Origin of the sequence: Haloarcula halophila (assembly GCF_029278565.1) — an archaeon.
Taxonomy (GTDB): domain Archaea; phylum Halobacteriota; class Halobacteria; order Halobacteriales; family Haloarculaceae; genus Haloarcula; species Haloarcula halophila.
Map to the genome: position 1 here is coordinate 68999 of NZ_CP119560.1, position 13072 is coordinate 82070.

The 13072-nt window shown below is 58.5% G+C and carries 10 protein-coding genes; 4 read left to right on the forward strand and 6 right to left on the reverse strand.

Translation table 11 applies throughout. The features are described 5' to 3' along the window. Positions 1-65 precede the first annotated feature (65 nt). Genes P0204_RS16360 through P0204_RS16370 form a run of 3 tightly spaced genes read right to left on the reverse strand, consistent with a single transcriptional unit; the run spans position 66 to position 4524 of the window. Positions 66-1871: a hybrid sensor histidine kinase/response regulator gene (locus P0204_RS16360; RefSeq protein ID WP_276223734.1), complete on the reverse strand. Its 1806-nt coding sequence runs from the start codon at positions 1869-1871 to the stop codon at positions 66-68. Beyond that, positions 1868-2293: a chemotaxis protein CheW gene (locus tag P0204_RS16365; RefSeq protein WP_276223736.1), complete on the reverse strand. Its 426-nt coding sequence runs from the start codon at positions 2291-2293 to the stop codon at positions 1868-1870. Before P0204_RS16365 ends, P0204_RS16360 begins: the two co-directional genes overlap by 4 nt. Positions 2294-2295: 2 nt before the next feature. After that, positions 2296-4524, reverse strand: a complete 2229-nt coding sequence (locus P0204_RS16370) for a HAMP domain-containing methyl-accepting chemotaxis protein (protein WP_276223737.1) — start codon at positions 4522-4524, stop codon at positions 2296-2298. Between the two features lie 211 nt (positions 4525-4735). Between P0204_RS16370 and P0204_RS16375 the strand changes: the two genes are divergently transcribed. The 3 genes from P0204_RS16375 (at position 4736) to P0204_RS16385 (ending at position 9959) form a co-directional block, all read left to right on the forward strand. Beyond that, positions 4736-6493, forward strand: a complete 1758-nt coding sequence (locus tag P0204_RS16375; RefSeq protein ID WP_276223738.1) for a globin-coupled sensor protein — start codon at positions 4736-4738, stop codon at positions 6491-6493. A 113-nt stretch (positions 6494-6606) separates the two neighbouring features. Beyond that, the gene (locus tag P0204_RS16380; protein ID WP_276223739.1) at positions 6607-7359 is read left to right on the forward strand and encodes a DICT sensory domain-containing protein; all 753 of its coding nucleotides are present in this window, start codon (positions 6607-6609) and stop codon (positions 7357-7359) included. 146 nt (positions 7360-7505) lie between these two features. Beyond that, a complete protein-coding gene (locus P0204_RS16385) occupies positions 7506-9959 on the forward strand; it encodes a PAS domain-containing protein (protein WP_276223740.1) in 2454 nt (817 codons plus the stop codon). Between the two features lie 70 nt (positions 9960-10029). On the opposite strand, the gene P0204_RS16390 is transcribed toward P0204_RS16385, so the two are convergent. Next, a complete protein-coding gene (locus P0204_RS16390; protein ID WP_276223742.1) occupies positions 10030-10395 on the reverse strand; it encodes a NifU family protein in 366 nt (121 codons plus the stop codon). A gap of 180 nt (positions 10396-10575) precedes the next feature. Here P0204_RS16390 and P0204_RS16395 point away from each other — a divergent pair, with 180 nt between their 5' ends. Next, a complete protein-coding gene (locus P0204_RS16395; protein WP_276223744.1) occupies positions 10576-10896 on the forward strand; it encodes a DUF5783 family protein in 321 nt (106 codons plus the stop codon). 423 nt (positions 10897-11319) lie between these two features. On the opposite strand, the gene P0204_RS16400 is transcribed toward P0204_RS16395, so the two are convergent. Together P0204_RS16400 and P0204_RS16405 are read right to left on the reverse strand one after the other, a co-directional pair. Further along, positions 11320-12183: a 2-oxoacid:ferredoxin oxidoreductase subunit beta gene (locus P0204_RS16400; RefSeq protein ID WP_276223745.1), complete on the reverse strand. Its 864-nt coding sequence runs from the start codon at positions 12181-12183 to the stop codon at positions 11320-11322. 507 nt (positions 12184-12690) lie between these two features. Continuing rightward, positions 12691-13029 (reverse strand): 4Fe-4S dicluster domain-containing protein, encoded by a 339-nt coding sequence (locus P0204_RS16405; protein WP_276223989.1) that lies wholly within the window; start codon positions 13027-13029, stop codon positions 12691-12693. Positions 13030-13072 lie beyond the last annotated feature (43 nt).

Consider the following 13072-nt stretch of genomic DNA (forward strand, 5'->3'; position numbering starts at 1 on the left):
GTGAATAAGTCGGCGGTCTAGATAACGGGATTCGATGGAACGAGGCACCTGAACGATGGTACGGTTCAGTCCGTCACTTCGACGCCAGTGATCTCGAAGCGTGCGCCGCCCGACTCGCTGTCAGTCACGCGGATTTCCCAGCCGTGTGCCTCCACAATTTCTTTGACGATCGCGAGACCGAATCCAGTGCCATCGTCGGCGGTCGAATAGCCGGCCTCGAAAATATTGTCGCGTTCTTCGTCGGGGATTCCCGCGCCATCGTCCGCGACGTAGAACCCGTCAGCGATCTCCCCGACGGTCACCGTCACCTCACCGCCGCCGTGGTTGACGGCGTTCCTGAAGAGATTCTCGAACAACTGCTGAAGTCGGCTCCGGTCAGACGATATCGTCTGGTCTGTTTCGACAGCGAGCGTTGCGTCCGCACTCGGCGTCGTCTGCCAACACTCCTCGGCCAGTTCCGACAGGGTGACAGGTTCCGCCGTCCCGACTGCGTTCCCACTCTGGGCAAGTGCCAATAGATCATCGATGAGCGCCTGACAGCGATCGACCGCGTCACCCACCTCATCGAGGTGAGGGGAGTCACAATCGGCCTGTGCCAGTTCGAGGCGACCCTGGGCAGTCATGAGCGGGTTGCGGAGTTCGTGGCTGACGATGCTTGCGTACTCCTCAAGACGGGCGTTTTGCCGTTCGAGTTCCCATGCACGCTCTTTGCACCCTGTGATATCTCGGAGTGTCCCGACTGACCCGTCGAACTCGTCACCTTCGTAGGGAAGGACACCCATGTTATCCTCACAGGCGATCGAGGCGCCGTCACATGGCTGAATCGTCACTTCGAATTTTACCGTCTGCGGGCCGTCACTCGACAGCAACCGACCCAAGTGGTGTTCTGCCCGTTTGACGCCATCCTCGTCCTTGATAAGTGACGGCGTGCTTCCGAGAATGGTTTCCCGGTCGTAGCCGACCAACTCGACGAGTTCGTCGCTGACAAACGTGAATCGCCCCTCCTTGTCGAGCACGTACACGGCGTCGGTCAACGCCTCGATGATCGTCTCGTACTTTTCGAGTTCCTGCCGACGCTCCTTGCGGTCGGTGATATCGTGACCAGCTCCACGGAGTTTCGTTACCCTCCCACCGGATTCTACGACGGGAGTGATCGTCATTTCTATCAGACGCTCGTCGCCGTCCCTTGGCTGAAGTCGCCACGTGTTGTGCAGTTCCTCGCCCGTCTCGAAGGCCCTGGTGAGTGTGTGCCGAATGTCTACGCGGTCGTCCGGGTGGAACAGTGCTATCGCCTCCTCCAGGGGGATCTCGGCCTGGTCAGGACGACCGATGATTCGCCGGGAGCCAGCCGTCAGCAGAACGGTCCCACTCTTTCTGTCCAGTTCCCATCCACCGGTGTTGCCCGCAAACTCCGTCAGCCGCGCCAGTTGTCGCTGTCTGTCGACCTGCTGTGCCCTGCGTCGCGCCCGGACGGAATTACGGATCCGGTTGGCCAAGAGTTCGTACTGCTCGGTGCCGGAGCCCTTCTGGAGATAGTCGGTAACGCCGGCAGAAATGGCGTCGCTGGCGATGGCCTCGCTTCCCTTGCCGGTAAACAGGATGAACGGGAGGTCGGGATACCGCTCTCGGACAGTTTGCAAGAACTCGAGCCCGTTCATGCCAGGCATGTTGTAATCCGAGACGACACAATCGGGCCGACGATCATCTATCCTCTCTAATCCGTCGTCGGCGGTCGTCGCTGTCTCGACAGTGAACTGGTCGTCCTCTCGTTCGAGGAACGTCGCGGTGAGATCAGCAAAATCAGATTCATCCTCAACGTGAAGAACCTCTATCAGTTCTACGGTCTCACTCTGGACTTTTGCCTCACTCATGTTTCAACCGAGATAGTTTCCGGATCGATCCAGACGATGTGTCCATCCTCTCGGGCGACGAGGCCGTTGACCATCTCTTCATCGACCGCTTCAACAGAGTCGGGGTCGATCGTCAGGATCCGGCGCACCTCCGTTACCCCCCAGCCGGAACGCCCGCCCGTTGTCATTTCGGTATCGAAGACGATCATCCTGTCCTGGTTGATCCCGGTGTCTTCGTGTCCGTTTTGCAAGAGTCTGGCACTCGGATCGATGATTCTCGTCGTCTCGCCACGGAGATCGATCGCCCCTTCGACGTGAGGGGGCGAATCCGGGATCGAAGTCACGTCTTTTTCCGAGCGGCTCACGACCTCGGTGACGGACTCGATATCGATGCAGTACTGTTCCTCCCCGAGTATGAACTCAAAGACTTGGTGTGCTCCCATGTTCACATCTCCCCGTCGTGGTCTGACGTCCGACCCTCCGTATCAGATGTGTGATGGCCGCCGTCGGCTGCAGCCGCCGGCCCCGCTGACGCCTCGATTCCGGGACCGGCGCCTGACCCGCTGTCGAAATCCGACACCTGGTCGTGCAGGTCTTCAGCGAGACCGGACAGTTGCTGGATGTTCTCCGAGGCCTCGGAGAGGGAGGCGGTCTGTTCTTCTGTCGCGGCAGAGACGTTGCTCGCCTCGGCTGCGGTCTGCTGACTGACGCTGGAGACTTCGTCGACCATCGAAACCACTTCCTCCGAAGAGGCCGCTTGGTCGTCGGTGGCGTCGCTGATTTCTCGGATACCGCTTTCGGCCTCCTGAACCGCGCTGGCGATCTCGTCGAACATCTCGATGGCGTCCTCGATCGTATCAGACCCGCGTTGCACCTGATCGCTCATCTGTTGCATCCCCTCGACGGTATCCTCCGTCGTCTCCTGGACTTCTTCGATGCGCTGTTCGATGTCGGCGGTCGCCTCGGCAGCCTCCTCTGCCAGGGATTTGATTTCGTTTGCCACGACCCCGAATCCTTCACCTGCTTCGCCGGCCCGGGCGGCCTCAATGGAGGCGTTCAACGCGAGCATATTGGTCTGTTCGGCGATGTCGGTGATCATCTCGACCACTTCGCCGATCTGGTCCATCTTCTCGTCGAGCGCTTCGACCTGCGTCGCTGCCTCGTCGGTCCGGGTTTCGATGGACTGGATCTCCTCGGTCGCCTCCGATGCGTACTTTCGTCCCGTCTCGCCACGCTCGACGGCCGTGCTGGCAGTCGAAGCTACCTCTTCGGCCGAGGAGGCGATTTCCTCGACGGTCGCCGACATGTCGTTCATTTCGCTTGCCACCTCCTGGAGGTTCTCGCTCTGCGTGTCCGCACCGCGGGAGATCTCTTCGACGGACTCCGCGACCTGCTCGCTGGCCTCTTCGATCTCCTCCGAACTGCTCGCCACTTCCTCGCTCGACGTCGCGACGTCGTCTGCGATCGCCTGGACGCGTTCGACGCTGGCGTTCAGCTGGCCGATTCCGTCCTCCAGATCACGCAATGCCGTTCCGAACGACCCCGGGTAGTCGGTGTCGATGTCCTGGTCGAGCCGTCCGTCTTTGAGGCCCTGGCTCGCGGCCGAGATCTGTGTGAAGCTCTCGGACAACTGGGTGGTCCCGGTCGCAAGGTCTTCCAGCACTTCGCCGTACTGCCCGGGTCGGTCGGTATCGACATCCTGATCGATGACGCCCTGCTGGAGGTCGTCACTCACTCCCCGTATCTCCTCGAAACTCCCGGCAAGTTCGTCGGCACCCGCTTCGAGATTATCGATGGTCTCCCCGTATTGGCCCGGATAGTCAGCCTCGAACTCCCAGCCCAGGTCGCCCTGCCGCAAGCCACTGCTGGCGGTCCCGATCTGCGAGAATACTCCCCGGAGGTTCGTCTGCATCTCGGTAAACGCCTCGATCATCCGGCCGATTTCGTCGTCTTCGACGTGATTGTCGACCTTGGCGCTGAGGTCGCCATCACTCATAGCCTGCGAGGCCTCGGAGAGTTGTTTGATCGGGGTGGTGATGCGGCTGGCGACGAAAAGGCCGATGACGACGGCCGCGACGAATGCCCCGATAGTCAGTCCGATAATCATCAGGTGGCTATTGTTCGTCGTCGTCGCCGCCGACGCAACCGAGGCTTCCATTTTCGCGTCGGCATCTTCCTCGAAACTCGTGGTGTCCTCGTCGAGTTCAGCGTAGACGCTGTCTAGCTCGTCCATCTGCTGGTTTGCGCGCTTCTCGTCTCCAGCCTCCATCGCGGTGATGATTTCCTCACCTTTGGTTTTCGCCTCTTCGTGTTCGGCTTTCATCTCCGAAAGCAACTGCTGTTGCTCCTCGGTGAGGTCGTCACGTTCTGCCAGCGTCGTGTACCATTCCTCGAAGTCCGCCTGGGAGGCCCGGAACTCCTCGGCTGCCTCCATCTCGCCGGTGAGGATTTCGTGCAGGGCCAGCCGCTCCGACTCGAGGTCGTACTTCATCTCCATCGCTGCGTCTGCCTCGGCGACGTCGTCGTGGACGACGGATTCGAGTTGGTTATCGACGTTGCTGACACTCGTATACCCGACGAATCCCGTCACACCTACCAGCATGGCGACGAGCACGAACACGAGGATAAGTTTCGGCCGCAGGTCGAACCGGTCAAGTTTCACCTTCTCGATCATGTGTCAACCTCTCACGACCAACCTAATAGTTAGCGACTCTAGATAACAGGATGAGTATCGCAGCTGATAACCGGCGCCCGTCTCGCTCGCCCACGACCGCGTTCGACCACGTTCATTGGAGTCGCATCCGAGAACAGTTTCCGGGCCGCGCCCGGAGAGTATATTATTATCTAGATGGGGGACTTATCATAACTCGATTTATAATACGTCCGTGTCCGATTCGCCACAGTTTGGCCGGGACGACTTTGGACAGGGCGGGTTAAACGACCAGTTGGACGCGGATTCGCTAGTCGACGAGATCGGCCTGGATGGGTCCGAAATCCGGTGGCGGAAGGATTTCATCGGTTTCACCGATGACGATGTCCGTCGTCTTCGGACGTATCGAAACGACTTCGCGGACAACGCCGACCAGGTGGCCGAGGACTTCTACGACAATCTGACCGACCACGAGGAGACAGTCGAGGTCATCGGGCAGTCGCCCAAGAACGTCGAACAACTCAAGCGAACGCAATCGGCGTATCTCACGACGCTCGTAGAGGGGGAGTACGGCACGGACTACTTCCGTGACCGGGCCCGTATCGGCAAACTCCACGATATACTGGACATGCCAATGAAACACTACCTCGGCCAGTACGGAGTCTACTACGACCTCATCCTTCCGCTGGTGGGCGACCGCCTCGTCGCATCACTCACCGACCGCCTGACAGATACTGTTGCAGACGGAGGGATCGAGGCCGACTCTACCGAGGAAGAGGATGCACTGAACCCCGGATCCGGCCTCTCGCATCGCGCGATCGAAACGGCGGTCCGAGAGGAGGTCGACGACGCCCTGCAGGATATTCTTGCGCTTCTCCGAATCATCAATCTCGACATGCAGGTCGTCACCGACACCTACATCCACTCCTACAGCCAGCAACTCGAAGAGGAGATCGAGCGCAACAAACAACTGATGGCCGAGGTCGAGGAAGACGTGAAACAACCAGTGAGTGACCTCCAGACGAGCGCCGATGACGTCGCCGAGAGTGCCACTGCAATCAGCGACGCAGCAACCGAACAGTCTGACCGGGTTGAGGAGATCTCCTCCGAAGTTGCGAACCTCTCGGCGACCGTTGAGGAGGTCGCCTCGACGGCTGACCAGGTCGAAAATGCGAGCGAACGGGCCGAAACCCTCGCAGAAGACGGGAAGGAAGCCGCCGATACTGCCGCGGGGGTTATGGACGAGATCGGTGAATCTGTCAACGATGTCGCTGACGATGTCTCCTCATTACAGGAGCGTGTCGGACAGATCGATGCGTTCGTCGACGCAATCGACGACATCGCCGAGCAGACGAATATGCTGGCGCTCAACGCCTCGATCGAGGCCGCTCGTGCCGGCGAAGCGGGCGAAGGGTTTGCTGTCGTGGCGGACGAAATCAAGTCACTCGCCGAGGAGTCACAGACTCATGCCAGCGATATCGAGACGATGGTCGATGACATCCAGACCGATACCGAAGAGACAGCAGCGAATCTCCATGAGACGACCGACCAGGTCGATCAGGGTATTGAGCAGGTCCAGGACGCGATGAACAGCTTGACCGAAATCGTCGAGGCTATTACCGAAACAGCGAACGGAATCAGCGAAGTCGCAGCGGCAACCGACGACCAGGCCGCAGCAGCCGAAGAAATCGCGTCGATGGTCGACGAGGTAGTCGACCGGACTGATCGTGTTGCAGATGAAATCGAGAGTCTGGCTGCCGCGAACCAGGAACAGGCGGCGATGGTCTCGGAAGTGGAAGGGTCAGTCACGCGTCTGTCCGGCGAGCGCTCGACGATGGACAGTGGCCAGGACACTGTCCCCCGGACTGACGACGAGGTTGCGGTTTCGGAGGCGGACCTTCCTGACAACATCCCGGAGTTCGTCGTCGACATGCTCTCCGAGGAGCAACTTCGAGAGGTAGCCAACGGGAACCTCGACCCCACGGATTTGTAGTGACGGACACGAATTGCGAGATACAATAAACCCATCTCGATGACAGAAAAGATCAGACTACCGATGCATCCACAACGGTGACCTACTGAATGTCTACCAATTCGGAGCACACGATGGATATTCGGGAGTGCATCGAGTTTATCAGATACAACGAGAAGGAACTCCGCCTGTTCAATGGCGACCCGACTGATTCGCTGCGGGCGGACCTCGAGACCTATTTCCAGACACAGAACGTACGAATCACCGAGAGTCGAACGGCTTCGGGTGCTCCCAAAGACATCGCAGTTCTCAGCAACTCGGCTGAAGTGCTCGCTGTCGTGGATGTCTCGACGCTGCGGGCGTTACTTGAGGATGTCCCCACAGGAGCCGACGAACTTGGCATTGCCGACATGCAATACGAGAGTGTCCTCGGCCCTCTCAAAGAGACTACTTTCACCTCCTACGACACCGCACAGTTGTTGCACGCCTCGCGAGAAATCGAAGACCGGGCGCGCCGGGTCGGGAATGGGTCGCTTCACGCTGGGTTCCAGCAGTTTTCGATCATGGCAGACCAGCGTCAGGTATACATGGACCTCGCTCGCCGAGGCGTCGCTGTGCGCGCTTACGGTGTCCCGGACACCGAGCCACCTGATTTCGGCTCCGCCCAAATCCAGGCAATCCAGACAGACGAGATTGCCGAGACGTGGTTCGTCGTCTTCGACGGCGGTGGCAACGACGCCCAGAAGAGTGCCTTACTCGCCCAGGAACGCGACGAGAACTCGTTTTACGGCGCTTTGACGTACGACCCGGGATTCGTCGACCACATCCTCGCATATTTGAATCGGACTTACGGCTCCTCTTCCGACGACGTGCTGTCCGGCCTCTGACGCCAATAAATCGAGATTTCATACCAACGTCGGGCATCCCGATACAGAAACTGACAAACACTCGGTTGGTGGTGCTATCGGAGCATTCTAAGAATATGAAATCAACAGGCTGTTATTTATATCTGGGTGAACGACAATGATGGAGAATGGTAGAACAGAACCGGCAAAGAGGAGATGAGGAAGGGAAGAAGTCGAACCACGCCGAATCTGTCGAGACCGGTTCTGTTTCGTGGCGTGATACCTTCGTGTCCGAAGAGCCCACACAGGAGAGCGCCGGCACAGCAGACGATGGCCACGGGCTCGGAGAGTTGGAAGCTAGGCGAGAACTGCGAGCGCGATCGAAAGCACTGGAGGCACTCAAACGGGCGAGTGACCTCTTCGTCGGTTTGTCCGCCCCTGTTGACGAGAGTATCCGTACGCTCGTCACCGAACTCCCACAGTGGTTCCAGCATCCTGAAACCATCGAGGTCAGAATGCGAGTCGGAAATGACCTGTTCGAAACCGACGGCTTCCAGCGGACCGGTGATCCTCTGACGGCGGAGGCCCGAACACGCACTGGCACGGCTGTCTCGATAACGGCCGTGTGCACTGACCAGCGACCCGACACCGGAGAGCGAGAGTGGCTCCCACCAGAACGAGAACTGGTCGAGGCGCTCGTTTCACTCGTCAAAGAGGGCATCGATCGATGGGAGATAGACAGCCTGAAGCGCGTGTCCGATGGTATTGCTGTACTCGACAGTAACCTCAACTACACGTACGTGAACCAGCAGGCTGCACAGCTTCTCGGTCAAGACAGCGAGGAACTGCGTGGCGAGTGCGTCTGGGACGTTTTTCCCGAAGCGGCAGACACCATCGCCGAAGAGAAAATCCAGACGACTCTCGACACGCAGTCGTCGACATCCTTCGAGCGATATAACGCCGAGAAAAAGCAGTGGGTCGAAGCCAGAGTCCACCCGAGCAACGACGGCGTCATTATCGTCTTCTCAGAAATCACCGACAGGAAGGTAGTCGAACGAGAACTGGATCACGTTCTGGAAGCGACCCCTGTGGGAATCGTCCTCCTGAACGCTGAGGGAGATATCACTCGCGCAAACACCCGTGCCGAAGAGTTACTTGGCCTGTCCAGACACAAGATGGACGGAAAGGCGTATAACCACCCCGACTGGGATATCTGGGACGAGGCGGGCAATCCGATCCCGCGCGACGACCATCCGATCACGCGTGTCTTCGAAACCGGCGAGACTATTACGGGGTTCACCCACGGAATCACGCTCCCGGACGGCTCCGAACGGTGGCTGTCGAGTAACGTCGCCCCGATCAAAACTGAGGACGGCTCCACTGAGCAGATCATTGTTGCACTGGAAGATGTCACCGTTACCAAACGTCTCGAACAGCTCATCGAGACGGTCCAGCCAGTTAACGAGATTCTCAACAGCGCAACCGATGAGGAGGAGACCAAACAGGCCATCTGTGAGTTGCTGACGGACACGCGGGGATACCAGTACGCACGGATCAGTGAGTACACTCCAGGCACAGCACCAACCGAGTCGGATCTCCGGGAGGGGACGGGGGCTTTCGCTGCCAACGAGTCGGTGCCCCTCCCGATACAATCGCAGACAGAGATCGCTCCGGCTGAGGTCGCTGTTGAAACAGGCGATGTACAGGTCGTTACGAGGAACCGAACCGACTCACGATTTGACCGGTGGCGAGCACACACACTCAACCAGGGATTCCAGGGCGGAGCTATCGTTCCTATTCAGCATAGGGGACGCGTCTACGATCTACTCGTCCTGTATACAGACCGTGGAGAGGCGTTCGGGAGCCGCGAGCAGACACTCCTGACGACGCTCGGCGAGCGGATTGGGCAAGTTCTTCACTCACTTGCGACAGAGCGCATTCTCCATGCCGACAAAGTGGCCGAGCTCACGTTCGAGAGCACTGACTCGGCGTCGTTTTTCATCTCCGCTTCCGAACAGCTGGGTTGTACGATCGAGATCAAGGACACGATTCCGGCCTCGGATGAGATGCTCGTCCACTATGCGTCGGTTCAGGACGCTTCGTTGGATGCTCTGGAGGATATCGCGGAGAACGGAGATTGGGCCGCCCAGGTGCGACAGATCCGTCACACTGAGGACCCGCCAGGTGGAGAGGTCGAAATCGGACTGCACCGACAATCCCTGGCCCAGACACTCGTCACAGAGGGTGCAGTCGTCACGACGGATACGGTAACTGACGGCCAAGCCGAAATCGTCTGCGAAGTACCATTCGGTACCGATATTGGTTCGTTCGTGACGCGTGTCCAGGAGTCGTTCCCGGAAACGACGTTGGTCTCAAAACGTGAATACACTCCCGGGGCGAAGTCGAATGCACACGCAGTCGGTCGGATGCTTGGAGACATCTTCGAAACCGAACTTACGGATCGGCAACAACAAGTCCTGCGAGCGGCGATGTACGGTGGGTACTTCCAGTCGCCGCGACGAAGTACGGCAACCGAGATCGCCAACGCGCTCTCACTGACCCAATCGACCTTCTCCTATCATCTGCGAAACGCGCAACAAACGCTTTTTGAGGGGCTATTCGACCAATTACAACGACAATGACCAACGCCCTGCTCGAGGTGCGGAATTCCCTGAAGAAGAATACCGGATTCTGGCCTGCTGAAAAGAACTTCTAGAAGGGTGCGGTCGGGGGGCCATCGTCGCCTCCGCCGCTTTCTCTGCTGTCGGTTGTTTCTCCAGCGAACGAAGGACTCTCGCCGCCGTGGCCACCCCCTCCACTACCTCCGGTATTAGCGTGTACGGTCTCTATTTCGCCAATCTCGTTCACCATCCGTTTCTTGATGGCCTGTATCGTCATCGGGGAGATACCGCACCCGCTGCACGCACCCCCGAGTTGGATGGACACCTCGCCGCTTTCCCGGTCAAGGTTCTGGATCGCTGCCGACCCGCCGTGCATTTCGATCTGCGGAAAGTTCTTCTGTAGGAAGGTATCGATTTCCTCGCGCAGGTCATCCTCACTTTTCGCTTCGGAACTCATACCCCGCTGTTTCGACTCTGGCCGTATAACTCTGAATCAATATGATTTTTGAGATGTTCTAAAGTGATATCATCAGCGGTATAATTGGTGCCCCGACTCTTGAGTGGCCGGGGGTGGGGATGTAATCCCTGCCAGGTCCGGGCACTGAATCTTTTATTTCTTCCGCCCGTCGATCCAGTGATGACCGAATTCGACCCGGAGAAATTCGAAGACAAATACGTCCATTACTTCGAAGAACTGGAGACGGCATACTCGAATGCGTACCAGCAACTCCACGGACAGGCCGACTCGGAGGTTCTTCGCGCCATCGACCGGCAGGTGCTCAACGAGAGTGAACCGGTCTACGCGGGCGATGGACAATTCCGTATCACCTTACCTGACGATATTGAAGAGCGGAAACAGACCTTGCCCGGCGACGAGGAGACTTTTGATGCCCTTCTTACTGAATTCGTCGATCGGATCGAAGATGAATTGCGCCAGATCTTCGGATTTGAAGAGTAAGCGCGGGGCAGGGTCCCTTGATCTGGAGGGTGGATCAAAAAATAGTCGCCACGAATACAGCGGTAGTGATATCGTTGTGCTCTCGCCCCCTGAGCTACTGAAGTCAACTGCCACGCACATGGTGGCGCTGGGCTTGTCAGTGAACTCGACCTCTGACCCAAGTGGGTGGACTGGTGTATCCAGCCAACTCGGCGTCCTTGCTCCTGACTTCAGAGCGTATTGACTGACGCTCCTCCGACCGGACGGCTGATGGCCCCGCCGGAGATACAACTCTGCAACCCCGGATCGGGGAGTGTCGTCGTCTACGCGATTCAGAATAGCCGCAATGTTGATCAGATCGTCCGCGCACCCACGATAGTTCGACACGACACCGGTTAGGACAGCGGGTGAACGGTGAACCGACATGTCAGTATCTGTCATCGCTCAGTAGAACTCCCGGACGAGGTCCATCGCGTCGTCCGGGGCGCCAGCGGGGATGTCGGCCATGTTCTCGGTGAGTCCTTCGCGCTGTTCCCAGGGGGTGGAGTTCTCGTCTCGGTAAATGATGCCCTGATACTCTTTGTCGGCGTCGAGGATGGCATCTTTGGCATCGTCGTAGTCGGTGGGGTCGTGGTCGCTTTCTTGTAGGTCGACGATGGAGTCTCTGAAGTAGTCGTAGGTGTCCACATCGTTGAACGTCACACACGGCGAGTAGACGTTGACGAAGCCAAAGCCGTCGTGTTCGACCGCCTGCTGCACGATCTCGGTGTGGCGCTGTGCGTCCGACGAGAACGACTGGGCAATAAACGTCCCGCCGGCAGCCAGCGCGAGCGCGAGTGGGTTGACCGGCGGCTGTTTCGGCCCATCAGGCGTCGTCGACGTCTCGAAGTCCTCACGCGACGTCGGCGAGGCTTGGCCCTTCGTCAGCCCGTAGATGCGGTTGTCCATGACGATGTAGCTCATATCGACGTTGCGGCGGACGGCGTGGATGAAGTGGCCCGCACCGATCGAGTAGCCGTCACCGTCACCACCGGCGACCATGACCTCCAAATTCGGGTTGGCCAGCTTCGTCCCAATGCCCACAGGGAGCGCGCGGCCGTGGACACCGTGGAGCGCGTAGCTGTGCATGTAGGTGCCGATCTTCCCCGAGCACCCGATACCGGCGACGACGAACGTGTTGTCCGGGTCATTGCCCGTGTTCGCGAGCGCTTTCATCATCCCGTTCATCGTCCCGAAATCACCGCAACCGGGACACCAGGTTGGCTGCTTGTCGGATTTGAAGTCGGTGAATCTGACGTCTGAGCTCATGTTGTTATCCTCTCTGTCTCCCAATCTTGACAGCTGGATTCGCCGGCGTATTGTTTCTCATTCCCGGTCACCAGTCGCTCAAGTGATTGCTTGTCATCACTTCGATTGTTTGGGTGTATTGGGATCTACTCGTTCAATTCCTGCGTCAGCGAGTTCGGTGTTCACTGCCGGGGGAAGCGTTTCGAGTGTCTCGTCTACTTGTGGCGCAACTGATATACCGTCGACTCTCAGTGCTACTAACTTTCCACGGTTGCCCTGTGCGGCGACCTCGAATTCGAACGGGCGATCTCGTTCGTCGAGCGCATACACCCAGACTTTCGAGAGGCCGTTTGCGCTCTCCCAGTAAGCGCTGTTGAGGACGCTGAGACTCCCTGCAGGGGGAACACACGGCGAGCCACACGCCTGGCACTGGCCTGGGTGAGGCGAGGTGCCAACGTACTCGTAGTCGGCCCCGCACCGGTAACACTGTAATGTCAGAATCATCGTCAGCGCCCCTCCTCTCGGGGGTCAGAGCCTCCCAGCACGTCCCGGGTCAACGTCGATGGCGTCGACAGGGCAGACATCGACACAGAGCATACAGTCGATGCACTGGTCCTCATAGGTAGGATCGGCCTTGATTTCGGATTCGGGGTGGTCAGGGGTATCAGTCCACTCGAACACGTCAACGGGGCAGTCCTCCAGACAGGCCCCGTCCGCAATACAGATGTCGAAATCCACTGCGACATGGGTTCCGTGGATGCCCTGTTTGTCCTCCGTTGGTTCCTCGCCATCTGTCGTCCATACCCGGTGGTCCTCGTGACGGTCAACTTCCTCGTGGGTGTTCTCGAAATTCGGATCGATAGCCATCGAGATATCCTCTTGCACGTTGTGTAGCGTTCAGCCGCCCTGG